This is a genomic window from Nonomuraea fuscirosea, from assembly GCF_003001935.1.
Classification (GTDB): domain Bacteria; phylum Actinomycetota; class Actinomycetes; order Streptosporangiales; family Streptosporangiaceae; genus Nonomuraea; species Nonomuraea fuscirosea.
In genome coordinates, this window is sequence record NZ_PVNG01000025.1 from 67,256 (window position 1) to 91,777 (window position 24,522).

A 24,522-nucleotide genomic window follows, 5' to 3' on the forward strand; every position below is an offset into this window, starting at 1 on the left:
CGCAGGAGCAATCAGCCGACTGAGTGCCACTTCCACAGCTGGTTTCCCTGGTTGGAAGCTCCGCACTCCCATGCTTGGACGATATTGCTCTCACCATGCTCCTTGACGTCGAGGCACACCGAGAAGCCAGGGTTTGATGCGCTTAACTGCATCCATCCAGGAGATGCCTGGCGGCCGGTCCACCAGCGTTGGTGGTCGCCGCCGTCGCAGAACTCCATTCTCATCGGGTCGCCATGACCATAGGAGGTGATGCACTTGTCGGCCGCATCCACATCGTGGCTCCGGATCTGCACGTAGCCGCTGCCGAGCTGGTGGAAGTACCAGCTCTGGTGAGCGTTCGTATGACACGGAGCCATCTGAAGGGACGGGCCGCCCCTGCCGCCAGCGTTCTCGAGGCATTTGCCCGAGGTGTCCCCATCGCCGTTGACCAGCCTTGACCCGACAGCCATCTCGCGGGCCGAGGGCGAGGCCTCGCTTGCGAGGGCCGAACCGCCGGTACTCACCACAAGGCTGGAGATGAGGGTCAGCATGGCGGACAGGCGCACAGCGCGTCGGACGTGCGGCCGGTCCGTGCGGGGTTCGCGGTGGTTGATCGAGTTCATGATTTTCTCCCCATGTCGGCGGCTTTTGAGCCGCGTTGGACGCGTTCGCATCGCCTGCGTTGCGTTGGAACATTGCGGCCGCTCGCCAACAGTGGACGGACCTGAGTGAGCGCGGCCGTTCATTCGCTGGCCAGTTGTGGCCAGCGCAGGTTCGCCGGCGGGCATCCGGTCGCCGACGGCACCGTTCCTCGTGCTCGTTCAACAGTATTTCAGCGTCTACTTATATAAGTCAATACTTAGATTAAGCCCATCGGCCCTGCGCGACGACAGCCGTGGAGTTCCGGCGGGGAGCGCCGTGCGCGAAGTGTTCACCGATCCTTGGCACATCTCGTCTATGTCTGACGAGACAGGGCCCGAGATCATGACAAGGATGGTCGCATCCCCGCAAGGAGGTCCACCTGTGCCCACACCGCCAAAGCCCCGGCCCGCCTGGCCGGCCCGGGTCGCTGTCGTCCTCGCCGTCCTGTCGTCCCTCGTCGGCCTGGCCGGCGTCGCCCCCGCCGGCGCCGACGTCTACAGCTCCTGTACGATCTCCCGCTGCTCCGACGCCCGCTCGGCCCGGGCGACCTGGTCCGGCAAGGGCTTCCCCACCTCCGCCGGCTGGTACTCCTGGCCCGACGGCCGTTACAACTACACCGGCGGCCGCTTCTACAACCGGGAGGGCCGGCTCCCGGCCGGTGCCACCTACTACGAGTACGACGTCTACAGCCGATCGCGGGGCGGCGCGCGGGACGCGTACCGGATCGTGGTGAACCGGAGCACGGGCGCGACATGGTTCACGCCCGACCACTACACCGACTTCTACCGCCTCTAGGACCGCCATGAGCTCCGCCGCACGCCCGCTGCCGCCCTGGCTGACGGTCTCCACCGGCCCGGCGCCCATGGTGGTGGACGGGCGGGCCTGCGCGACCCGCGCCGCCTTCTTCGCGGAGGTGGCGCGGGCGCTGCGCCTGCCCGGCTACTTCGGCCGCAACTGGGACGCGCTCACCGACGCGCTGCGCGATCTCGGCGCGGTCGCCCTGGTGGTGGAGCACGCCGAGGACCTGCTGACCGGCGAGCCTCCCGAGCAGTTCGGCGCGCTGCTGGCCGTGTTCGGCGACGCCGCCGGGTCCGGGGTGACGCTCACGCTGTGCACGGACGAGGAGCACGAGCCCCTGCTCCGCCACCGCGTCACCGACCTCACCGGACGGCCCGCCTAGCGCGGGGACCGGAAACGATCACCGGGTTGGCGCCTGGCTGCCGCCTTCCCATCAATTCTTGTCGCGAGCGTCCAGCATTTCCCTGATCTGTCCGGCGTCCGGACCTGAATGGGCGCTGGGGAACGGGGATACGCGTAGTCCCGCGAGATGGATGTCGAGAAAGCGCTCCCAGGCGTCGGGGGCGACGGAGCCGCTCACGGCGACGACACCGCGCACGCCCCAGATCAGGATCTGCAGGTCGCCCTTCGTGGTGCTGTCGTTGATCATGCGATGCTTCTTCGCCTGGGCCAGGAGTTGCTCGAAGAGGCTGTCGAGTTGCTCGCCCACGCCCGGTCCCAGGCCACGGATGAACCGGTCGGAATAGCCGAGGTGGTCGATCAGAGATCGGCTGAGGAGGCGGAGGAATTCCTCCAAGCCTGTTCCGTCTCCTCGCGCGAGGGCCCCCTGCGCGGCTGCGACGAGGTTCTCGTACATCGTGCCCACCAGGTGGTCGAGCAGGAGTTCTTTGTTCGGGAAATGGCGGTACACGGTGCCGACGCCGACGCCCGCACGGCCGGCGACGACTTCCATGCCCACCTCGGTTCCCAGCTCGGAGAACACCTCATGGGCGGTCCGCAGGATCAGCTCCTGGTTTCGGGCCGCGTCTCGGCGCACGAGAACTCCTCTCCCGGCGCGCCGGGGACGTCCGTTCCCCCGGCACGCCTTGCCAGTTCACCCTGCTCAACCGGCGGCTCGATCGGAGCCGTCCGTTGCGTGGCGGGGGTTTCGGGTATCAGCAGCGCAGCCGCGGCGGCCACCACCAGTACCACCGCCATCGCGGCGAAGCCGAGTGTATAGCCGGACCCCTCCGGCAGGCCGTTCGGCATCAGGTGGGAGGTCACGACGCTTGCCATCAGCGCCGCGCCGATCGAGCCGCCGATCGTTCGGATGTTGGCGTTCATGCCGCTGGCGACGCCGGTTTGCGACGGCGGAACGGCCGCGACGACGAGACCGGACATCGCCGCGTAGACGAGTCCGAGTCCGACTCCGATGAGGGCTGAAGACAGGTAGATCTCCCACGTGTGCTCGTGTGCGACGGCGAGCAGTGCCATGGAGGCGCCGGCGATGAGGCAGCCGAGGACCACGACCCGCTTGGCGCCGATGATCGAGCCAAGGCGGCCGACGAACGCGCCCGACGCGAACATGGTGATCGACGAGGGCAGGAGCAGCAGACCGGACTCGGCGATGCTGGCGCCGAAGCCGTAGCCGGCGGAAGGAGCGGTCTGGACGAACTGCGGCAGGAAGGCGAAGACCGCGTACATCGCGGCGCCTGTGAGCAGAGCGACCAGGTTGCCGGTCCACACGGCCTTCAGGCGCAACATCCGCAGGTCGATCAGGGGAGTCGCGGCACGTCGCTCGGCGGCGATCCATGCTCCGCCCAACACGAGCGCCCCGGTCAGCAGGCCGATGACAGCCGGTGAATCCCAGCCCCAAGCAGGCGCCTGATTCATCGCCAGCAGCAGGCACACCAGCCAGGCCGAGAGCAGGACCGCGGGCAGCCAGCTCACCGTTCCGCCCCTGCGTGCCGGCGATGGCGGCACGAGGAGGTGAGCCGCGGCGGCGGCCGCGACCGTCGCGATCATGGGCAACCAGAACAGCCAGCGGTAACCCAGGTAGTCGACGATGGGACCGGCCAGGACGATGCCGAGACCCCCGCCGACCGCGCTCAGCGAGGCGATCAGCCCGACGGCACCGGCGACTCTGCCCTTCGGGAACTCGTCGCGGATGATGCCGAAGGACAGCGGGAGAGCGCCGGCGCCGACACCTTGGACAACCCGAGCGATGATCATCACCGTGATGTCCGTGGCCAGCGCCGCCAGCAGGGACCCCAGGGACAACGCCAGGAGAGTGAAGACGAGGACACCTCTCCTGCCCAGGATGTCGCCGACACGGCCGATGATCGGCGTGCAGATGGAGGCCGACAGCAGGTACGCGGTCAGGACCCACGTGACGGTGCCCTGGGTGGTGTGCAGGACCGTGACCATCGTCGCGAGGACGGGAGTCAGCAGGGACTGCATCAGGGTGTAAACGACGACTGACGCCGCCAGGACGGCGAAGGTCGCGTTGAGTGGTATACGGCGGGTTCGGGTGTCCAAGGGGATCTCAACCTTCCAGCGGTGCGGTTTACGCCGAGGACTATACCCGAAACGGAAAAGGACTTCCGCTTCCGTTTTCAACCTCCGTCGCCGCGACGAACTCTTCGTCGTCAGGACTCAGCAGGCGGGGACGGTCTCCTGATGATCGTTTCCGGTCACGGCATCAGGAGAGGCGATCGGTGAGCTGGGTGGCCAGGTGGTCGGCCAGGGCGGTGAGGGAGTCCAGGCCCGGGCCGTTCCTGGCGATGCGGTAGCCGTGGCGGCGGCCCCAGAACGCCGTCCGCACGGCGTGGAAGTGGGCCCATCGCAGCACGCGGTCGCGGTCGAGTTCGGCGGCCTCGGCGAAGATGTGCAGGGCGCGCAGGACGGCCGCGCGCAGGTCGCCGGCTCCCAGGAGGAGGAGCGCGAGCGACTTGAGCAGCGTGCCGCCGTCGTAGGCGGGATCGCCCGCGTAGCCCTTGGGGTCGACGGCCAGCCAGGGTTCGCGGTCGGCGCGCAGGATGTTTCTCGGATGCAGGTCGCCGTGGATGAGAAGGTCCGGCTGGACGCGGCCGAGCTCCCGTACGGTCGCCACGGCGGCGTCCACGACGTACGGCGGCATCGTGTGCGCCAGCTCACCGGCGTCCTTGCGCAGTTCCTCCTCCCACTCCCCCGCCCGTTCCCGCAGCCGCGGCAGGCCGGGTGGCGCGGGGACGGCCAGGCGCCGGTTGACGCGCCCGGCGACCGTCACCATCTCCTCGACCTCCGCGACCTGCGCCAAGGTGGACGTGCAGGCCCGTTCGAGCAGCATGGCGAAGTGCTCGTCGGCGCGCTCGTACAGGATGACCGCGCCGCGTCCGCCCCACGCCGCGAACGCGTCCGGCTCGTGCACGTTGCCCGGATGCGGGAACGACACCTTGATCACGGCGCTCGCGCCGTCCCGCCTGCGCACCGGCACGACGACTCCGACGCCGCCGTGCGTGATTTCGCCCTCCTGGACTCAGTCCCAGCGCTCGAAGAGGCGCCCGGCGATGCCGGGCAGTTCGGCGAGCCAGGCCGCTCCCGGCTGCCCTTCGCGCTCGACGGTGCCGCGGGCGAACGCCTCGGGTATCTCGATCATCCGAGCACCCTAGCCCGGCCGAATCGAGTCCGCTCTAGCCGTGGATGCCCCACTATGACCACGGACCCTCAGCGCGGCGGGGCCGGACGGGCGATGCTCGCGAGGCGGGCGCGGGTGCGGGCCGGGGCCGCGTCGGGCAGCTCGCCGAGGATGCCGGCGAGGGTGACGCCGTCGAGGCTGCGCCGCCAGGCGGCGTGCGCGTCGGCCATCTTGGCGGCCAGGACGCAGATCCGCTCGCACTCCTCGGGTGGCAGCGCGCCCCGCCCCTGCCGGCGGATCTCGCGGCACTCGTACGGCGAGGCCGCGCCGTCGACCGCCTCGACGATGCTCAGCAGCGTGATCTCGGAGGCCGGCCGGGCGAGCCTGAAGCCGCCTCTCGGCCCGGTGGTCGCCGCCAGCACGCCGGCCCTGACCAGCGCCTGCAGCTGCTTGGCCAGGTAGGGGGCGGGCAGGTCGTAGTAGTCGGCCAGCTGCGCCGCCGACGCGGTGGCTCCCGGGTCGAGCTGCGCCAGTGTCGTGGCGCAGTGCAACAGCCATTCGGTGCTCACGGGCAGCTTCACGCCGTCCAGACTATCCCAGATATTGAGGATCCGTTTAGTCCGAGATATGGTCGGCAGGCAACAGACCAGCAAGGGGGAGATCATCATGCGGATCGCAGTCGCCGGCGCGACGGGGAACATCGGCGCGCTCACGGTCGCCGCGCTCGAGCGGGCCGGGCACGACACCGTGGCCATCAGCCGCTCGCTCGGCGTCGACCTGCTGAGCGGCGAGGGCCTCGACGACGCCCTCGCCGGGGCCGACGCCGTCGTGGACGTCGTCAACGGCCCGGCGACCGACCGGGAGGAGACGGTGGCCTACTTCGGGACCACCACCCGCAACCTGCTCGCCGCCGAGCAGCGGGCCGGGGTGCGCCACCACGTGCTGCTCTCGATCGCCGGGGTGCACAAGATCGAGGGCAACGCGCACTACGCCGGCAAGCGGGAGCAGGAACGCCTGGTCACCGCCGGCCCGGTGCCGTGGACGATCGTGCCGGCCACGCAGTTCCACGACTTCGCGGCCATGGTGGCGAGCTGGACCGAGCGGGACGGCGTGGCCGAGATCGCGCCGCTGCTCGTGCGGCCGATCGCGCCCGCCGACGTGGCCGACGTCCTCGCCGAGCTCGCCGTGGGCGCGCCGCAGGGCCGGTACGCCGACGTCGCCGGGCCCGAGCAGCAGGACCTCGTGGACATGGCCCGGCGCACCCACCAGGCGCAGGGCAGGAAGGTGAAGCTGGTGCCGACGTGGTCGGGGCTGTTCGGCCCGTCGATGGCGGGCGACGTGCTGCTGCCCGGCGAAGGCGCCCGCATCACGCCGACGACGTTCGAGGACTGGCTGGCCGGCCTGCACCCCGGCGGCCACTGATCGACGCGGCGGACCGCCCGCCGGCCGGCACCCCGGCGGCGGCTGATCCACGCGGCGGACCGGCACCCCGGCGGGGGCTGATCGACGCGGCTGACCGACGGCCGGCCGGGATTCCGGCGGCCGCTGATCCGCACGGGTGCGCGAAGGGGCAGAATGCCCCTGATGCTGGATCTTCATCGGTTACGGCTGCTGCGCGAGTTCCGGCGGCGGGGCACGATCGCCGCCGTCGCGCAGGCGCTGTCGTACAGCCCGTCCACGGTGTCGCATCAGCTCGGCGAGCTGCAGGTCGAGGCCGGGGTACGGCTGCTGGAGCGCGACGGGCGGCGGCTGCGACTCACCGAGGCGGGGCACGTGCTGGCCCGGCACGCCGAGGTGCTGCTGGCCCGCCTGGAGCAGGCGGAGGCCGAGATGGCCGCGGCGGCCGGGGCCGTCGCCGGGGTGGTGCGGGTCGCGGCGTTCCAGACCGCCGCCGTGCACCTGGTCGCGCCCGCCCTGGCCGCGCTGGCGCGGGACCATCCGGGCGTGCGCGGGGAGATCACCGAGCTGGAGTCAGACCAGGCGCTCGACGCGCTGCTGCGCCGCGAGACGGACCTGGCGATCTGCGACGACCACGACGGCCGGCCCCGGCGGGAGCTGCGCGGGCTCACCTTCGAGGACCTGTACGCCGAGCGGGTCCGCCTCGTCGTGCCCCGGGGTCATCCGGCCAGGGAGCTGGCCGATGTGGCGGGGGCGACGTGGGCGGGCGGGCACCGCGGCACCAGCCACGAGCGGCTGGTGCGCGAGGTCTGCCTGGTCAAGGGCGGCTTCCAGCCGGACCTGCGGCATCGCGCGACCGACCTGCTCGTCCTGCTGGCCCTGGTAGGGGCCGGTCAGGCGGTCACGCTGCTGCCCGATCTGGCCGGGCCCGAGCGGGAGAGCTCGGTGGACGTGCTCGACATCGGGGTCGGCCGCCGCATCTTCACCGTCGTACGCGACGACGGCCTGAGCCGGCCGGCCCTGGTGGCGACCCGCGCGGCCCTGCGCACGGCCGCCGCCCGCTTCACATAACCGGCGAACCGTGCGCCCCCACCGCCACCTTCACGTCAGCGAGCGGGCCGCGCGTCCGTCGCCCTCGTCAAGCGACCCGGGCCGGACCAGCGGTCACCTGCCCAGGCCCGTCAGCGCGTCGTCGATGATCTCGGCGGCCGTGTCGATCTCGTCGTCGCTGACCGTCAGCGGCGGGGCGATGCGCAGGCAGGCGGTGGAGCCGGCGGCCCGGCCCTTGGTGATGTTCAGCGACAGGCCGCAGGACAGGCAGGCGTCGGTCAGGGCGTCGCCGAGTTCGGCGGCCGGTTCCCTGCTCTCCCGGTCCTCGACCAGCTCCACGCCCCACAGCAGGCCGAGCCCGCGTACCTCGCCGATGGCCTCGTGCCGCTCCCCCAGCTCCCGCAGCCGGCCGCCGAGCCGTTCGCCCGCCTTGGCGGCGCGGGCGGCGAGGTCGTCGGCCACGACCAGGTCGATCACGGCGAGGGCGGCGGCGGCCGGGAGCGGGTCGGACTGGTGGGAGGTGAAGTACATCAGCCCGCGCTCGTAGGCGGCCTCCTCGATGGCGGCCGTGGTGGTGACGGCGCCGATCGGCAGGCCGCCGCCGAACGTCTTGGACAGCGTCACGAGGTCGGGCACGACGCCGGCCAGGTCCATCCCGAACATGGCGCCGAGCCGGCCGAACCCGGTCTGCGCCTCGTCCAGGATGAACAGCATCCCGCGCTCGCGGGCCAGCTCGGCCAGCCTGGCCAGGTAGCCGGGCGGCGGCACCACGACCCCGCCGGACGACAGCACGGGCTCGGCGATGACGGCGGCGCGGGCGCCGGTGGTCTGCTCGTCGTACAGCTCGAAGCCGACCTCCAGGCAGGTCATGTCGCAAGTGTCCGCGCAGTGCCGGATCGGGCAGCGGTAGGAGTACGGGGCCGGGACGGTGAAGACGCCGGGGACGGTCGGGCCGTGGCCGCGCCGCCCGGCGGAGAAGGTCAGGGCCTGGCTGCCGGCGGTCATGCCGTGCCAGCTCCTGGTCAGCGCGACGACCTCGAACCCTCCGGTGACGAGTTTGGCGATGCGGACGGCGCCCTCGTTCGCCTCTCCCCCGGTGCTGACGAACATCGAGTGGTCCAGCCCCGGCGGCAGCAGGCCGGCCAGCCGCTCGGCGAGCTCCAGCACGGGCGGCGACAGGAAGCGGGAGTTGAGGTGGATCGCGGTGTCGAGGGAGCGGCGGATCGCCTCGGCGATGCGGGGGTGGTTGTGGCCGATGGTGGCGCAGATCTGCCCGGAGGTGAAGTCGAGCAGGCGGCGCCCGTCCACGGTCTCCAGCCAGGAGCCGGAGGCGCGGGCGATCACGTCCGGGGAGAACTCGCCCGAATAGCGGATCAGAGGTGACATGCGCCGATCGTGCCTCCGGCTGAATCGCCTGGTCCAGCGCAGGTTTTCGACCGTTATCCGGTGACAGACCCGCACGGTCGGGCGGTGGCGGGGTGAGGGAGCTGACAGCGCTGTCTTGACACGGTGAGTTGGGTTTGCGAGGTTCTATGCAGATCGGGGTTGACAACGTTGTCATGTTCTTACTGGCCGCTGAACCGTACGAGAGGTCCCCGATGAAAAGATCCGTCCTGACCGCACTCTTATCCCCCCTCATCGCCCTCGCTCTCGCCGCTCCCGCCACCGCGGCACTCACCGCGCAGAAAGGCCCGACTCCCATTCCGAATCCCGGCCCCACGGGCACCCCGTCCCCAGGCCCCTCCTACAGCCCGCCGCCCGATCCGAAGCCGGCCGAACCCGCCGCGCCCGCCGGGGAGGTGAGCAGGGCGGCCCGCGACGGCCAGAGTCTGGCCAAGGCCGAGGGCGCCGCCTTCGCCTCCTCCTTCGAGCCCGGCGATCCGCAGCCGACCTGGGTCAACACCTCCGAGAAGTCCCGTGACATCACCGGCTGGCTGCCCGGCGGCATCGAGGGCACCCTCTCCGACAAGATCACCGCGATCTCGGCCAGCGGCGAGAACATCGGCGGCGGCGAGACGAAGGAGAACCTCGCCGACACCGACGCCGGCACCAAGTGGCTGGTCTTCGCCGCCACCGGCTGGGTCCAGTACACCCTGTCCGAGCCGGTCACGGTCGTCCACTACGCGCTGACCTCGGCGGGCGACGTCCCCGAGCGCGATCCGCGCGACTGGGAACTGCAGGGCTCCCCCGACGGCCGCACCTGGGTGACGCTCGACACCAGGACCGGCGAGACGTTCGGCGCGCGCCTGCAGCGCAAGGAGTACCGCTTCGCCGGCACGACCGCCTACCCGCACTACCGGCTCAACGTCACCCGCATCGGCGCGGGCTCCACGCTGCAGCTGGCCGAGTGGGAGCTGTCGGACGGCAGCACCGGCCCCAAGCCGCCCAGCGCGATGCGCACCCAGGTGGGCAACGGGCCGCACGGCGGCCACGTGTCCAAGCCGCGCGCCGGGTTCTCCGGCCTGCGCGCCCTGCAGTACGCGGGCGGCACCACCTCGGCCAAGGGCGGCCGGGCCACGAACAAGGTGTTCGAGGTGGACATCCCGGTCACGGCCACGACGGAGCTGTCGTACGTTGTCTTCCCCGAGTTCACCGCGGCCGACCTGCGCTACCCCAGCACGTACGTCTCGGTGGACCTGGCCTTCTCCGACGGCACCCACCTCAGCGGCCTGAAGGCGGTCGACCAGCACGGCGTCCGGCTGGCGCCGCGCGAGCAGGGCGAGTCCAAGACGCTCTACGCCGACCAGTGGAACTACAAGCTGTCCCGGATCGGCGAGGTGGCCAGGGGCAAGCGGATCAAGCGCATCCTGGTGGCCTACGACAGCCCGGCCGGGATGGCCGGGTTCCGCGGCTGGGTGGACGACATCAAGATCGTCTCCGAGCGGCGGCGGCAGCCGTACGAGGGGCGCGGCGAGCAAAGGTCCGGCCCTTCGCAGTACGTGGTGACCACCCGGGGCACCCATTCGACCGGCGGTTTCTCGCGCGGCAACAACTTCCCGGCCACGGCGGTGCCGCACGGGTTCAACTTCTGGACCCCGATGACGGACGCGAGCTCGATCAGATGGCTGTACGAGTACCACCGCGCCAACAACGCCGCCAACCTGCCCGAGATCCAGGCGTTCACCGCCAGCCACGAGCCCAGCCCGTGGATGGGCGACCGGCAGACGTTCCAGTTCATGCCGTCGGCGGCCGAGGGAGTGCCCGATCCGTCGCGGACCGGCCGGGCGCTGGCCTTCCGCCACGAGCGTGAGGTGGCGCAGCCGCACCTGTACGCGGTGACGTTCGACAACGGGCTGAAGACGGAGATCGCGCCGGCCGACCACGCGGCGCTGGCCCGCTTCACCTTCCCCGGCACCGCCGCGAAGCTCGTCTTCGACAACGTCAGCAACGACGGCGGGCTGAGCCTCGACGTGTCCGGCGGCGTCGTGACCGGCCACTCCGACGTGCGCAGCGACCTGTCCACCGGGGCCACGCGCATGTACTTCTACGCCGTCTTCGACCGCCCGGTCACCGGCGGCGGCAAGCTGACCGGCCAGGGCCGCGACGACGTGCTCGGCTACCTGTCCTTCGACGCGGGCTCCGCGCGCACGGTGAACATGCGCATCGCCTCCTCGCTGATCAGCGTGGAGCAGGCGAAGAAGAACCTGGAGCTGGAGGTCTCCGCCTCCGACACGGTGGAGACGGTCAGCGAGCGGGCGCGCCGAGCCTGGGACGCCAAGCTCGGCGTGATCGAGGTCGAGGGCGCGAGCCGCGACCAGCTCGTCACGCTCTACTCCAACCTCTACCGTCTGTTCCTGTATCCGAACTCCGCCTTCGAGAACACCGGCACCGCCGGCGCGCCGGTCTACCGGCACGCCGTGCAGTCGTCGACCGAGACGCCGCCGGTCACACGGGTGGCCGACGGGAAGGTGTACGTCAACAACGGCTTCTGGGACACCTATCGCACCACGTGGCCGGCGTACGCGCTGCTCACGCCGCGCGCGGCGGGCGAGATGGTGGACGGGTTCGTGCGCCAGTACGAGGACGGCGGCTGGATCGCCCGCTGGTCCTCGCCCGGCTACGCCGACCTGATGGTCGGGACGAGCTCCGACGTGGCCTTCGCCGACGCCTACCTCAAGGGGATCACCGGGTTCGACCCGGAGAAGGCGTACGAGGCGGCGCTGAAGAACGCCACCGTCGCCCCGCCCACCCGCCACGTGGGCCGCAAGGGCCTGTCGACCTCCCTCTTCCTCGGCTACACCAGCATCCAGTCCACGGGCGAGGCCATGTCGTGGGCCATGGACGGCTACATCAACGACTTCGGCCTGGCGAACATGGCCAAGGCGCTGGCCGGGCGCTCGACGGGCGCGAAGAAGGCCCGCTACCTGGAGGAGTACGAGTACTTCCGCGATCGGGCGCGCAACTACGTGCACATGTTCGACCCGGCGGTCCGCTTCTTCCAGGGCAGGAACGCCGACGGCTCCTTCCGCCGCAAGCCGGCCGCCTACGACCCGGGCCTGTGGGGTTACGACTACACCGAGACCAACGGCTGGAACATGGCCTTCCACGCCCCGCAGGACGGCCGCGGCCTGGCCAACCTGTACGGCGGCGCGGACGAGCTGGCGGCCAAGCTGGACGCCTTCTTCGCCACCCAGGAGCAGGCGCTGTCACCGGGCTCGTACAACGGGATCATCCACGAGATGACCGAGGCCAGGGACGTGCGCATGGGCCAGTACGGCCACAGCAACCAGCCCTCGCACCACATCGCCTACATGTACGACTACGCCGGTCAGCCGTGGAAGACCCAGGCCAAGGTGCGGGAGGCGCTGTCGCGGCTCTACCTGGGCAGCGAGATCGGCCAGGGTTATCCGGGCGACGAGGACAACGGGGAGATGTCGGCCTGGCAGGTCTTCAGCGCGCTCGGCTTCTATCCGCTGCAGATGGGCAGCCCGTACTACGCGATCGGCTCGCCGCTGTTCGAGAAGGCGACCGTGCGCCTGGAGAACGGCAGGACGCTGGTGATCAGGGCGAAGGGCAACAGCGCGCGCAACGTGTACGTGCAGGGGCTCAAGGTGAACGGCAGGCCGTACGGGAAGACGTACCTGCCGCACGATCTGATCGCCAAGGGCGGCGAGCTGGAGTTCGAGATGGGGCCGCGGCCGTCGCGCTGGGGCACCGGCCCGGACGCGGCGCCACCGTCGATCACCCGCGACGACCGGGTGCCCGCCCCGCTGCGTGACGCCACCGGGCCGGGGCGCGGCACCGCGTCGGCGGCCGGCGGCGCGGACGTGAGCGCGCTGTTCGACGACGACTCGGCGACCCGGGCGGCGCTGCCCGCGTGGGTCGGCTACCGCTTCGACGGCGACCGGCGGGTGAGCCACTACACGCTCACCTCGGGGTCCGGCGGGCCCGAGGAGGACCCGGCCGGCTGGGTGCTCGAAGGCTCCGCCGACGGCGAGAAGTGGAAGGTGCTGGACGAGCGGAGCGGCGAGAGCTTCGCGTGGCGGCGGCAGACCCGGCCGTTCAAGGTGGCCAGGCCGGGCGCGTACGCGCACTACCGGATCACGTTCACCGGCGGGACGTCGCTGTCGGAGATCGAGCTGCTCGCCGCGGCGGCGCCGTCCACCTCTCCGGTGGTCGTCGAGGCCGGCGGCGCCTTCGCCGCGCCCGGCGAGAGCGTCACGCTGACCGCGAGGGTGTCCAACCACGCCGACCGGCCCGTCACCGGCTCCCTGACCGCGACGGTGCCGCAGGGCTGGAGCGTCCAACCGGCGTCGGCGGACTTCGGCCGGCTCGCGCCGGGCGCGTCCAGGACGGTGGAGTTCCAGGTGGCGGTGCCGGCGGCGGCCGGTCCCGGATCCCATCCGGTGCTGCTGTCGGCGGTCTCCGCCCTGGGGACGACCGCGGAGCGGGTGACGGTCACCGTCGTCGGCGACACCGTGCAGTTCACGCCGGGCACCCCGGCGGAGGAGCCCTGGCTGCTGGACGAGGGCGGCTCCCAGCTCGACGGCGAGGTGCACGACGGGCGGGCCCGCTTCACCGACGGCAACGCGGCGGCCGTCTACCGGTTCGAGCTGCCGGCCCGGGTGACCGGGGGCACGCTGACGCTGGACATCGGCAACCAGTTCCTGGTCGAGGTCTCGGCCGACGGCCAGACCTGGCGGACGGTGCTGCGGGAGGAGGAGAACGTACGCGATCTGTCCAACCGCGAGGAGCGCGCGCTCGACCTGCGCGAGGTGCGGGGTGACAGCCGCGGCTTCTTCCTGCGCGTCCGCGACAGCCGGCCGCAGGACGGCTGGGGGTCGTGGCTGGCCAGGGTACGGCTCGACCTGACCAGCGGGTGAGACGACGGCCGTGCCCGGGGGATCCCTCCGGGCACGGCCGTCCGCTTCGGCGGGCTCACCGGCTGAGCCCGCTCGCCGTGGCTCTTACTGCACGCTGAAGCCCTGCTCCTGCCCGTACTTGACGGAGGCGTCCTGCCACGCCTTGAGCCCGTCGTCCAGCGTGGTCGAGGAGATGTAGGCCTTGCCGACGCTGTCGTTGAAGACGCTGTTGGCGTACACCTGGTACGGCAGGTACGACCAGCCGGGCACGACCTGGGCGGCGGCCTCGGCGAGCACCTGGTTGACCTGCTGGTCGCCGAAGTAGGGGAATTTCTTGTCCTTGAACTCCGCCGCGTTGAGGTGCGCGGTCGTGGCGGGGAACGCGCCCGCGTCCAGGCGGGTCTGGACGCCCTCGTCGACGCCAGCGTACTTCATGAACGCGTAGGCCAGGGCCTTGTTGGCGCTCGCCTCGGGGACGGCCAGCGAGCTGCCGCCGTTCTCGGAGGTGGCCTTGCCGCCGCTCTCCCACTGCGGCATCGGCGCGACGCGCCACTTGCCGGACGCCGCCTTGACGCCGCTCTCGAAGTTGGCCGGCATCCAGGCGCCGATCACGAGCGTGGCGATGGTGCCGTCACCCAGGCCCTTGTACCACTCGTCGCTCCACCCGTTGATCGGCGCGAGCAGCTTCTCCGAGATGAGCTGCTGCCAGGCGGCGGTGAACTTCCTGGTGCCCTCGTCGGCGAAGTCGATCGCGACCTTGGTCCCGTCGACCTGGTACGGCTTGCCGCCGGCCTGCCAGATCATGCTGGTGGTGAAGCCGGCGTCGCCGGTGTCGCTGGTGATGTACGCCTTCGGGTCGGCCTTGTGCAGCTTCCTGGCCGCCTCGATGTACTCCTCCCAGGTCTCCGGCACCTTGATGTCGTGCTTGTCGAAGACGTCCTTGTTGTAGAACAGGGCCATCGGGCCGGAGTCCATGGGCAGGCCGTAGATGCCGGTGCCGGAGCGGACCGAGTTCCACGGGCCGGGGGTGAAGGTGCCTTCGAGCTTGTCCGCCCCGAAGGGCGTCAGGTCGGTGACCGACTTCGACAGCGCGAACTGCGGCAGGGCGTAGTACTCGATCTGCGCGACGTCGGGGACGCCGGAGCCGGCCTTGATCGCGTTCTGCAGCGCGGTGTACTGGTCGTCGCCGGTGCCGGCGTTGACCAGGTTGACCTTGACCTTCGGGTACTTGGCCTGGAAGCCGGTGACGACCTGCTTGAGCGTCGGCTCCCAGGCCCAGACCGTGATCGTGCCGCCGGCGTTCAGCGCGGCCTCCTGGTCGGTGGCCGACGTGCTCTGGGCCGGGGCCGCGCCCTGCCCGCCGTCTCCCGGCGAGCCGCAGGCGGTGGCGATCAGCGATACCGACAGGGCCGCGCCCGCTAGGAGAGCGCGGCGGCGGGTTATCGTCATGGTTGTCCCTTTCGTGGAGATGCGGCGCCGGTCACTCCTTGACGCTCCCGGCGGCCAGGCCCGACTGCCAGTACCGCTGGAGCAGCAGGAACGCCACGATCAGCGGGACGATGGTGAGCAGGGAACCGGTGATCACGAGGTTGAAGATGGCTTCGCCGCCCGCGGTGGTCGCCTGGGCGTTCCAGGCGCTGAGGCCGAGGGTCAGCGGATACCAGCCGGGGTCCTTCAGCATGATCAGCGGCAGGAAGTAGTTGTTCCACGTCGCGACCACGGTGAACAGCAGCACGGTGACGATCCCGGGGGCCAGCAGCGGCAGGCTGATCCGGAAGAAGATCTGGAACTCCCGCGCGCCGTCCATCCGGGCCGACTCGAGGATCTCCCTCGGCACGGCGTCGACGGCGAAGGTCCACATGAGGTAGAGGCCGAACGGCGACACCAGCGACGGGATGATGACCGCCCACGGCGTGTTGGTCAGGCCGAGGCTGGAGAACATCAGGAACGTCGGCACGGCCAGCGCCGTCCCGGGCACCGCGACCGCGCCGATCACGACGGCGAAGACGGCGGTCTTGCCGGGGAAGTCGAACTTCGCCAGGCCGTACCCGCCGATGGTGGCCAGCAGTGTCGCGCCGCCCGCGCCGGCGACCACGTAGAGCAGGGTGTTGAGCAGCCAGCGGGTGAAGATGCCGCCGTCGTAGCTGAAGGCGGTGGCGATGTTGGAGAACAGCGCGAAGTCGTCGTCGAACCACAGCCCGAAGGAGTTGAGCAGCCCCTCCTGCGTCTTGGAGGCGTTGATCGCCAGCCACGCCAGCGGGAGCAGCGTGTAGATCAGCATGATCGAGGTCAGCACCGTCAGCGTGACGCTGCGCCGGCGGCGCGGCGAGGGGCGGCGGTGGCGGATCACCAGGGGGCCGCGGGTGGTGGCGGTCACGGTCAGACCTCCTTGCGCATGCCGCGCAGCTGGACGGCGTAGGCGATGATCATCGTGATCACGCCCATGACGATCGCGACGGTGGCCGAGTAGTTGTACTGCTGGCCGGCGAAGGACAGCGTGTAGGCGTAGTAGTTGGGCGTGAAGGAGGACGTGATCGCGTTCGGCGCCAGGTTCTTCAGGATCGCGGGCTCGTTGAAGAGCTGGAAGCTGCCGATGATGGAGAAGATCGTGGCGATCAGCAGGGCGCCGCGCAGGGCGGGCAGCTTGATCGCGACGATGATCCGGAACTGGCTGGCGCCGTCGATCTCCGCGGCCTCGTACAGCGACGGGTTGACCACGCGCAGGGCCGAATACAGGATCAGCATGTTGTAGCCGACGAACTCCCAGGTCACGACGTTGCCGAGCGAGGCCAGGATCAGATCGGCCGACAGCGGGTCGGGCAGCCGCACGCCGAGGAGGTCGCTGAGATTGGCGACGAGGCCGAAGCGGGTGCCGTACATGAAGGCCCACATCAGCGTGGCCACGACGGCGGGGACGGCGTAGGGCAGGAACACCGCGATGCGGAAGAAGCTCGCCCCGTACAGCCGGCCGCTGTCGATGGCCAGCGCCACCAGCAGCGCCAGGAACAGCATGATCGGGACCTGCACCACCAGGAAGACCGCCACGTTGCCGAAGGCCGACCAGAACAGCGGGTCGGCCAGCGCCTTGAGGTAGTTGTCCGCGCCGACGAAGGCGGTGCCGCCGATCAGCTGGGTCCTGAACAGGCTCAGATAGATCGAGTACGCGATCGGCGCCAGGAAGACGAGCGCGAACACCGCCATGAAGGGTCCGACGAACCGCCAGCCCGCCCAGGACCGACGCGCCCTGGGCACTGTTGCGACCACCCGTGCACTCCTCACTCGCCGCTTTTCGTCAACGCAAACACCTACTGCGGGGGGAGGCGTGGGATGGCCGCTGACCGAGGGTCGCCGTGGGGTGTCCCACAGTTATGTTTACGTAAACTTCCGTTGCGGTATCGTGGCACCGGCCGTACGGGCCGGTCAAGGCACCCCCCGGGATGCTCGTTGCGGAGGCAGGCGGACGATGGCAGTGACGACCGGGCAGGACCAGGATCCCGGCCCCGAACCGGGAACCGGCAGCGCGCAGCGCGGCGGCTCCGGTGTGCCCGGCGGGCGGCGCAAGCAGCGGGTCTCCATGGCCGACGTCGCCCTGCGGGCGGGGGTCTCCTCGCAGACGGTCTCCCGCGTCTCGAACGGTCATCCCGGCGTGATCGACTCCACCCGCGAGCAGGTGCTCAAGGCGATGCGTGAGCTGGGCTACCGGCCCAACAGCGCTGCCCGCGCGTTGCGTTACGGCCAGTTCAACACCATCGGCGTCATCCTCTTCGGGCTGTCCTCGACCGGCAACAGCCGCACCGTCGAGGCCATCGCCACCCACGCCGCCGCCGAGGGCTACGCGATCACGCTGACGCCCATCGACGTGCCGACCCAGGACAACGTGCTGGGCGCGTTCACCCGGATGGGCGAGCTGGCCGTGGACGCGGTCATCGTCATCATCGAGGTCCACCTGCTCGACGCCGGCACCGTCACGCTGCCGCCAGGTGTGCACGCCGTGGTCGTCGACTCCGACGCCGGCGACCGCTACAGCGTGGTCGACACCGACCAGGCCGACGGGGCGCGGCGGGCCGTGCACCACCTGCTCGGCCTGGGGCACCGGACCGTCTGGCACGTGACGGGGCCGCGGACGTCGTACGCGAGCCAGCGCCGGGCCCAGGCCTGGCGCGACACCCTCCGGGAGGCCGGGCGGCCGGTGCCCGAGCCGCTGCACGGCGACTGGTCGGCCGGGTCCGGCTACGCCGCCGGGCTCACCCTGGCCGACGAGCCCTCCTGCACGGCGGTCTTCGCCGCCAACGACCAGATGGCCCTGGGACTGCTGCGCGCCTTCCACGAACGCGGACGGGCCGTGCCCGGCGACATCAGCGTGGTGGGTTTCGACGACATTCCCGACTCCGCCTTCTTCGTCCCGCCGCTGACCACCGTGCACCAGGACTTCGCCGAGGTCGGGCGGCGGTGCGTGCAGCAGGCGTTGGCGCAGATCCGCGAGAACGAGGCGTCCCGCCCCGGCACCGACCTCGTCCCGACCCGCCTGGTGATCCGCGCCAGCACGGCCCCGCCCCGGCAGCCCTGACACCGGCAGCCCTGACGCCCCGCTCCGGCAGTCCTGACACCGGCAGCCCTGCCCCGGCCGGCCCTGCCGTGAGGTGAAGGGCGTCCGGCCCTGATGCGGGTCGCCCGGGCGTCCGGCGCGCCATTTGCCCTAGAGCCGACTCAAGGTCATAGCGTCGCCGACATGAGCACTGAACAGCACGAACTCGGTTCCGGCTTCGGAATCCGCAGCACCACCGCAGACGTCCTGCGGGGCATCGACCTGTCCGGGCGGCTGGCCCTCGTCACCGGCGGCTACTCGGGCATCGGGCTGGAGACCACCCGGGCGCTGGTGGGGGCGGGCGCGCGCGTGATCGTCCCGGCACGGCGTCCGGAGGCGGCGAAGCAGGCCCTCGCCGGCATCTCCGGCGTGGAGGCCGAGGAGCTTCGCGAGGCCGCCGGCGCGGACGCCGGTGGCGCCGGCGTCGAGGTCGCCGAGCTGGACCTGGCCGATCTCGGCAGCGTACGGCGCTTCGCGGAGCGCTTCCTCGCCTCCGGGCGCGACCTCCACCTGCTGATCGCCAACGCCGGCATCATGGCCGGCCCTGAGCGGCGGGTCGGCCCCGGCTGGGAGTCCCAGTTCGCCGTCAACCACCTCGGCCACTTCGCCCTGGTCAACCGGCTCTGGCCGGCGCTGGCGCGGGGCCGGGCGCGGGTGGTGTCGGTCTCCTCCAACGGCCACCAGCTCTCCGGGATCCGCTGGGACGACGTGCAGTTCGAGCGCGGGTACGACAAGTGGCTGGCCTACGGGCAGGCCAAGACCGCCAACGTGCTGTTCGCCGTGCACCTGGACGCGCTGGGGAAAGAATCGGGCGTGCGCGCGTTCGCGGTGCATCCCGGCGCCATCGCCGGCACGTCCCTGGCCCGTGACATCCCGCCGGAGGAGTTCGCGGAGCTGAAGAAGGCCATCGAGTCCACGCCAGGCAACCCCGGCTGGAAGAGCGTGCAGGAGGGCGCCGCCACCCAGGTGTGGGCGGCCACCTCGCCACAGTTGGAGGGGCTCGGCGGGCTCTACTGCGAGGACGGCGACGTGGCCGACCCCCTCCCGCCCGGCGCGTCGCTGGTCGCCGGGGTGGCCGAGTGGGCGGTGGACCCGCGGGAGGCGGCCCGCCTGTGGCGACTTTCGGCCGACCTGACCGGCGTGAACGCCTTCGGACCGGCCGGAACCGGCTGAACGCCTTCGCGCCCCGCTCGCACCCAGCCGTCCGGCGCGAACGGCTCCGCACCGCCGCCCGCCCGGCTGACCTCCCGCGACACGGCTTCTGTGACGGCTGTCTGACTTCACCGACTGCTACTCTCTGTTACATATTGATGACGTTTCGTGTAGTAGGGGGAGCTCTCGTGAAGGTCGTCTGTGTCGGCGGCGGACCCGCCAGCCTGTACTTCTCGATCCTGATGAAGCGGGTGGATCCGTCCCACGACATCACCGTCTACGAGCGGAACCCGGCCGGATCGTCGTACGGCTGGGGCGTGACGTACTGGGACGAGCTGTTCCACTTCCTGCACGGCGTCGACCCCGAGTCCGCCCGCGCCATCAGCGAGTGCTCCGTCCGCTGGGACAGCTGGATCGTGCACCTGCACGACCGGGCCACGATCACGGTGGAGCACGGTGACGAGGGCTCCGGCGTCAGCCGGCGGCGGCTGCTCGACATCTTCACCGAGCGGGCGCGGGCGCTCGGGGTGCGGATCGAGTTCGAGCGGGAGGTCACCGACGAGCGCGAGTTCCCCGACGCCGACCTGATCGTGGCCGGCGACGGCGTCAACAGCGTGCTGCGCGAACGCCACGCCGCCCACTTCGGCACCGAGATCGCCGTCGGGCGCAACAAGTACGTCTGGCTGGGCACCACGAAGGTCTTCGACTCCTTCACCTTCGCCTTCACCGAGACCCCGCACGGCTGGATCTGGTGCTACGGCTACCGCTACGACCAGGACCGCAGCACGGTCGTGGTCGAATGCTCGCCGGACACGTGGCGGGGGCTCGGCTTCCACGAGGCGAACGAGGCCGACAGCCTGGCCCTGATGGAGAAGCTGTTCGCCGACATCCTCGACGGCCACTCCCTCATGGGCCGCACCCAGATCGACGGCAGCGCCCACTGGCTGAACTTCCGCACCGTGACCAACCGCAGGTGGTACCGCGACAACGTGGTGCTGCTCGGAGACGCCGCGCACACCACCCACTACTCCGTCGGCGCGGGCACTACGCTCGCGCTGGGCGACGTCGCCTTCCTGGTGGACGCCCTGCACGGGGACCCGCGGCTGGCCGGCGCCCTCGCCCGTTACGAACGCGAACGCCGCTCCGTGATCCGGGCCCCGCAGCGGGCGGCGCGCTACAGCGCCCGGTGGTACGAGAACCTGCCACGCTACATCGACCTCCCGCCGCACCAGATGATCACCCTGCTGGACCAGCGGAACTCACGGGTGCTCGCCTACACCCCGCCGTGGCTCTACTACCGGATCGGCCAGATCACCGGCCGCCTGTCGGCCCTGAGGTCGGGCGGCGGCCCCACCTGGCAGTCGCGCTCGTCGGAATAGAGCAGTTCACCAGGTCAGGGCCCGCTCACCGGAGCAGAGCGGCGCACCGGATCAGCGCACGTTCGTCAGAGCAGGGCGGCTCACCAGGGCAGGGCTCGCTCGCGGACCAAGGTGGCGAGTTCCTGTGCGGCGCGGCCGTCGGTCTCGAGGCGCAGGTCGCCAGAGCCCGCGCGTTCCAGCGCCTCCGCCTCGGCCGCGGCCCGTTCGGCGACGCGGTCCAGGGCCCGCGGGCCGAGCCCTTTCAGCTCGTCGCCCGGCAACTGCGGCGCCTGCCCGCCCGCACGCAGGCGGATGCGCTCGGCGAGGGTGGCCGGGGCGGCGTGCACGCGGCACACGGTCAGGTCGACCTTGGGCAGCCGGGCGGCGCAGGCTCGGATGACGTCGTCGGTGTCGGGTCCGCCGGAGACGATCAGGCATCGGGCTCCGGCCGCGCGGTGCCCGGCCCAGACGGCGGCGAGGTTGCCCGCCACGAGCCGGCGCAGGTCAGGGTCGTCGTGCGGGGCCGGTCGCAGCGCGCCGATCTGCTTCACGTCGACGTACGCGGCGCGCACGCCGGTGCGGACGACCTGGCTGAACACCTCGTACCCGACCGTGGACTTGCCCGTCCCCGTGGCGCCGGAGAACCACAGCACGGGCACGGGCTCCCCTTCGACCGCCGGCCCCTCGAAGCCGCCCGCAGGAGTCGGCCCGCCCATCGTGGACGCCTCGTTCCGCCCGTTCGTCGTGGAAGGGCCGAACGTCGTGGACGCGCCGGACGTCGTGTGCGGCCGGTCGCCGGTGCGGGACAGGATCAGCCGGGCGGTCTCGCCGACGGTCAGGCCGGTGGAGTCCACGCACAGGTCGGCGTAGTCGGTACGGTCCTGCGCCAGCGCCTCGGCGACGGTCTGCGCGACCAGGTCGGGCCGCCATCCCCGCCCGAGGAAGCGCCGTTCGAGCTCGCCGGCGTCCACCCGCAACCGGCACACCGTGAACGCCGCGTCCGGCATCAGGCTCGTGTACGCGCCGATCTCGTCCCGCGTGTCCACGAAGCCCGCCAGCACGACGCGGCGCACACCCTCACGCCGGAAGTTGGGCAGCATCGCGGCGAGGTTGCGCGCCCTGATCGCGTGCGGGCCGCCGTCGGGGTCGGGGTAGCACAGCCCGATCTGGTCGCCGTCGACGAACGCGGCCGTGACGCCCGCCCGGCCGAGCTGGGCGAACACCTCCCAGCCCGCCGAGGACTTCCCGGCGCCCGACGGCCCGGACAGCCACAGCACGGACAGGGGTACGTCGCTCATCCGCCCGAAGGTAGCCGCCGCCATGAAAGGATCGCGAACGGTTTTCGCCCGACAGTAGTAGAACGGAACCCTACGTTCCCGTACACTGGATCAATGAGCAGCCCACCCATGAGCGGCCGCAAGGCGCAGGCCGCGCGTAACGACGAGTTGATCCTCCAGGCCGCGCGAGCCGTCTTCACCGCCGACCCCGGCGCCCCCATCGCGGCCGTGGCCGAGAAGGCGGGCGTCGGGATCAGCGCGCTGTATCGCCGCTATCCGAGCAAGGAGGCCCTGCTGCAGAAGTTGTGCGGCGACGGGCTGAAGCTCTACATCGAGGTCGCCGAGCGGGCGCTGGCCGACGAGAGCGACCCGTGGGAGTCGTTCGCCGCCTATCTGCGCGGCATCGTCGAGGCCGACAGCAGCTCGCTGACCATCAAGCTGGCCGGCACGTTCACCCCCACGGAGGAGCTGGGCCGCGACGCCGCCAGGACCTCGGCGCTGGCCGTCGAGGCGCACGGCCGGGCGGTGGCGGCGGGCGTGCTGCGGCCGGACGTGACGCCGGCCGACGTCGCGCTGCTGTTCGAGCAGCTCGCCTCGATCAAGCTGGGCGGCGACGAGCGCGCGGCGCAGCTGCGGCAGCGCTATCTCACGCTGGCGATGGACGCGCTGCGGGTGCCGCCCGCCCACCGCGACCTGCCCGGCCCGCCGCCGGCGGACGCGGAGCTCGCGACCCGCTGGCGCCCGCAGGCTTAGTCCTCGCCGGCCTTCCAGTGATACAGGTACGACATCAGGAAACCGAGCAGCCCGGTCACCCCGGCCGACACGGTCATCGCCATGCCGAGCGCGGACACGGCGCCGGAGACCAGCGCGGAGCTGCCCGCGATCAGCCCGGCCGCCTGGATCAGCACGACGGCGACGCCGAGCACGAGGAACAGCACGAGGCCGATCTTGAACAGGACCATGGTGAGACTCTTCATGACGGGCTCTCCTCTCAGATCGGCAGCGCGCCGACGGCGATCAGCACGCCCATGACCAGGGTCGGGACGACGAACCAGACGATCAGCCGGCCGAACGTCCTGGCCGGGTCCACCTGGGCGATGCCGCTGGCGATGTAGATGGGGGCCGCTCCCGGCGGCGACGCGCCCTCGGTCGAGGCGAAGACCAGAATCGCGGTGGCCGCGGCGGCCGGGGCGATCCCGGCCGCGGTCAGCGCGCTGAAGGCCACCCCGCCGACGGCGGCGATCGTCGCGGTGCCGGTCAGCGGCGCGGCGATGACGACGAGCAGCAGCCCGACGAGCGTGGCGATGACGACGGCGGGCGCGTCCAGAGCCTGCATGATCGCGGTCAGCTGGTCGACCAGGCCCAGCTCGCCCAGGCTGGCGGCGGCAGCGAAGGCGAAGAACAGGGTCGCGCCGATGACGGCGTAGCGGGGGGCCATGTCGCCGAGCAGCTCGCTCCACGCGCGGCCGGTGCGCGGCAGCCGACGCCAGGCCACCGCGAACGTGGCCAGCACGGTCAGCACCGGGATCCACACGACGATGCTGATGTCGTCGGCCGCCTCGCCGACCCGCGACTCCATCAGCGCCACGCCGAAGTCGAGGGTCATCAGCACCGGGATGAGGATGCCCGCGTACACCAGCAGCGACGTCCATCCGGCGCGCAGGGCCGCGCGCAGGGGCAGCAGGTCGGAGGCGTCGGTGGCGGCGATGCGGTGCCTGCGCACCCACAGGAACACCACGACGAACCGGTAGGCCACCGTCCACAACCCGCCCACGAGGGCGGGCACGAAGAGCTGGTCGGCGGTCAGCACGGGCGCCACCGCGGCCGAGCCGAGCAGCAGGAACATCGACGAGCTCGGCGGGATCGAGATGCCCAGCCCGGCGTTGCCCGCCACCAGCGAGGCGGCCAGGTCGGGGCGCCAGTTAGAGCGGATCATCCACGGGATGGTCACCGAGCCCACGGACGCCGAGATGCCCGACCCCGAGCCTGAGGGGCCGCCGAGGAGGGCGGCGGCGGAGGTGGAGACGTAGCCGGCGCCGCCGCGCAGACGGCCGAACACCGAGTTCAGCACGGTGACCTGCTCCTGGATGAGGCCCAGCTTGGTGAGCAGGTAACCCATGAAGACGAAGGCCAGGGCGGCGAAGACGACCTCCTCGGCGAACGCCTCCGCCAGGCCCGCCCAGGCCAGCTCGAAGAACCTGGTGCCGCGAAAGAGGCACACGCCGGCGAAACCGATGAGCATCGCCTCACCGATGTTGCGTTTCAGCACGCCGTTCCAGACGACGATGATGGCGATGTAGGCGATGAGCGCCCATACGGCTATTCCCATGGCGAAGGACCTCCAATGGGGGTGGTGCGGGGGTGGTCGGCACGCGCCGGCGGCGGC

At 71.2% G+C, this 24,522-nt stretch carries 21 protein-coding genes; 9 read left to right on the forward strand and 12 right to left on the reverse strand.

Annotation, left to right across the window (positions count from 1 at the left end):
• Positions 1-11: 11 nt before the first annotated feature.
• Complete coding sequence (locus B0I32_RS44375; RefSeq protein WP_181308449.1) at positions 12-602, reverse strand: RICIN domain-containing protein; 591 nt, start codon at positions 600-602, stop codon at positions 12-14.
• Positions 603-1,002: 400 nt separating this feature from the next.
• Here B0I32_RS44375 and B0I32_RS44380 point away from each other — a divergent pair, with 400 nt between their 5' ends.
• Positions 1,003-1,416 (forward strand): ribonuclease domain-containing protein, encoded by a 414-nt coding sequence (locus tag B0I32_RS44380; protein WP_219912331.1) that lies wholly within the window; start codon positions 1,003-1,005, stop codon positions 1,414-1,416.
• 7 nt (positions 1,417-1,423) lie between these two features.
• Positions 1,424-1,801 (forward strand): barstar family protein, encoded by a 378-nt coding sequence (locus B0I32_RS44385; protein WP_106250001.1) that lies wholly within the window; start codon positions 1,424-1,426, stop codon positions 1,799-1,801.
• 51 nt (positions 1,802-1,852) lie between these two features.
• Here B0I32_RS44385 and B0I32_RS44390 read toward each other — a convergent pair whose 3' ends face one another.
• From B0I32_RS44390 to B0I32_RS44405, 4 genes are all read right to left on the reverse strand, one after another.
• Positions 1,853-2,455 carry a TetR/AcrR family transcriptional regulator gene (locus B0I32_RS44390; RefSeq protein ID WP_106250002.1) on the reverse strand — a complete coding sequence of 201 codons (603 nt, stop codon included), beginning with the start codon at positions 2,453-2,455 and terminating at the stop codon, positions 1,853-1,855.
• Entirely contained in the window at positions 2,422-4,017 is a 1,596-nt protein-coding gene (locus B0I32_RS44395) for an MFS transporter (RefSeq protein WP_219912332.1), read from the reverse strand. The genes B0I32_RS44390 and B0I32_RS44395 overlap by 34 nt, the downstream gene beginning before the upstream one ends.
• An 82-nt stretch (positions 4,018-4,099) precedes the next feature.
• A complete protein-coding gene (locus tag B0I32_RS44400) occupies positions 4,100-4,900 on the reverse strand; it encodes an aminoglycoside phosphotransferase family protein (RefSeq protein ID WP_281262664.1) in 801 nt (266 codons plus the stop codon).
• A gap of 203 nt (positions 4,901-5,103) precedes the next feature.
• On the reverse strand, positions 5,104-5,595 hold the full coding sequence (locus tag B0I32_RS44405) for an RrF2 family transcriptional regulator (RefSeq protein ID WP_106250004.1): 492 nt from the start codon (positions 5,593-5,595) through the stop codon (positions 5,104-5,106).
• An 85-nt stretch (positions 5,596-5,680) separates the two neighbouring features.
• Here B0I32_RS44405 and B0I32_RS44410 point away from each other — a divergent pair, with 85 nt between their 5' ends.
• Both B0I32_RS44410 and B0I32_RS44415 read left to right on the forward strand, forming a co-directional pair.
• The gene (locus tag B0I32_RS44410) at positions 5,681-6,436 is read left to right on the forward strand and encodes an SDR family oxidoreductase (protein WP_106250218.1); all 756 of its coding nucleotides are present in this window, start codon (positions 5,681-5,683) and stop codon (positions 6,434-6,436) included.
• Positions 6,437-6,598: 162 nt separating this feature from the next.
• Entirely contained in the window at positions 6,599-7,483 is an 885-nt protein-coding gene (locus tag B0I32_RS44415) for a LysR family transcriptional regulator (RefSeq protein WP_181308451.1), read from the forward strand.
• A 93-nt stretch (positions 7,484-7,576) separates the two neighbouring features.
• On the opposite strand, the gene B0I32_RS44420 is transcribed toward B0I32_RS44415, so the two are convergent.
• Complete coding sequence (locus B0I32_RS44420; protein WP_106250007.1) at positions 7,577-8,848, reverse strand: aspartate aminotransferase family protein; 1,272 nt, start codon at positions 8,846-8,848, stop codon at positions 7,577-7,579.
• A 212-nt stretch (positions 8,849-9,060) separates the two neighbouring features.
• Here B0I32_RS44420 and B0I32_RS44425 point away from each other — a divergent pair, with 212 nt between their 5' ends.
• Positions 9,061-13,785 (forward strand): GH92 family glycosyl hydrolase, encoded by a 4,725-nt coding sequence (locus B0I32_RS44425; RefSeq protein ID WP_181308453.1) that lies wholly within the window; start codon positions 9,061-9,063, stop codon positions 13,783-13,785.
• A gap of 84 nt (positions 13,786-13,869) precedes the next feature.
• Here the strand turns inward: B0I32_RS44425 and B0I32_RS44430 are convergent, their stop codons facing one another.
• The 3 genes from B0I32_RS44430 to B0I32_RS44440 are packed head-to-tail and all read right to left on the reverse strand — an operon-like array spanning position 13,870 to position 17,028.
• Positions 13,870-15,213, reverse strand: a complete 1,344-nt coding sequence (locus tag B0I32_RS44430) for an ABC transporter substrate-binding protein (RefSeq protein ID WP_106250008.1) — start codon at positions 15,211-15,213, stop codon at positions 13,870-13,872.
• 31 nt (positions 15,214-15,244) lie between these two features.
• Positions 15,245-16,141 (reverse strand): carbohydrate ABC transporter permease, encoded by an 897-nt coding sequence (locus tag B0I32_RS44435; protein WP_245956433.1) that lies wholly within the window; start codon positions 16,139-16,141, stop codon positions 15,245-15,247.
• 2 nt (positions 16,142-16,143) lie between these two features.
• Entirely contained in the window at positions 16,144-17,028 is an 885-nt protein-coding gene (locus B0I32_RS44440; RefSeq protein ID WP_245956434.1) for a carbohydrate ABC transporter permease, read from the reverse strand.
• 199 nt (positions 17,029-17,227) lie between these two features.
• On the opposite strand from B0I32_RS44440, the gene B0I32_RS44445 reads away from it, so the two are divergent.
• The 3 genes from B0I32_RS44445 (at position 17,228) to B0I32_RS44455 (ending at position 20,880) form a co-directional block, all read left to right on the forward strand.
• Positions 17,228-18,331 carry a LacI family DNA-binding transcriptional regulator gene (locus B0I32_RS44445; protein ID WP_219912334.1) on the forward strand — a complete coding sequence of 368 codons (1,104 nt, stop codon included), beginning with the start codon at positions 17,228-17,230 and terminating at the stop codon, positions 18,329-18,331.
• Between the two features lie 162 nt (positions 18,332-18,493).
• Positions 18,494-19,522, forward strand: a complete 1,029-nt coding sequence (locus B0I32_RS44450) for an SDR family NAD(P)-dependent oxidoreductase (protein ID WP_106250010.1) — start codon at positions 18,494-18,496, stop codon at positions 19,520-19,522.
• 167 nt (positions 19,523-19,689) lie between these two features.
• Positions 19,690-20,880 carry an FAD-dependent monooxygenase gene (locus B0I32_RS44455; protein ID WP_106250012.1) on the forward strand — a complete coding sequence of 397 codons (1,191 nt, stop codon included), beginning with the start codon at positions 19,690-19,692 and terminating at the stop codon, positions 20,878-20,880.
• Between the two features lie 80 nt (positions 20,881-20,960).
• On the opposite strand, the gene B0I32_RS44460 is transcribed toward B0I32_RS44455, so the two are convergent.
• Positions 20,961-22,157, reverse strand: a complete 1,197-nt coding sequence (locus B0I32_RS44460) for a hypothetical protein (protein WP_146178542.1) — start codon at positions 22,155-22,157, stop codon at positions 20,961-20,963.
• Positions 22,158-22,250: 93 nt separating this feature from the next.
• On the opposite strand from B0I32_RS44460, the gene B0I32_RS44465 reads away from it, so the two are divergent.
• On the forward strand, positions 22,251-22,889 hold the full coding sequence (locus B0I32_RS44465; RefSeq protein ID WP_245956435.1) for a TetR/AcrR family transcriptional regulator: 639 nt from the start codon (positions 22,251-22,253) through the stop codon (positions 22,887-22,889).
• Here the strand turns inward: B0I32_RS44465 and B0I32_RS44470 are convergent.
• Together B0I32_RS44470 and B0I32_RS44475 are read right to left on the reverse strand one after the other, a co-directional pair.
• Complete coding sequence (locus tag B0I32_RS44470) at positions 22,886-23,113, reverse strand: hypothetical protein (RefSeq protein WP_106250017.1); 228 nt, start codon at positions 23,111-23,113, stop codon at positions 22,886-22,888. The genes B0I32_RS44465 and B0I32_RS44470 overlap by 4 nt on opposite strands.
• Positions 23,114-23,127: 14 nt before the next feature.
• Positions 23,128-24,465, reverse strand: a complete 1,338-nt coding sequence (locus B0I32_RS44475) for a TRAP transporter large permease subunit (RefSeq protein ID WP_106250018.1) — start codon at positions 24,463-24,465, stop codon at positions 23,128-23,130.
• Between the last annotated feature and the right edge of the window lie 57 nt (positions 24,466-24,522).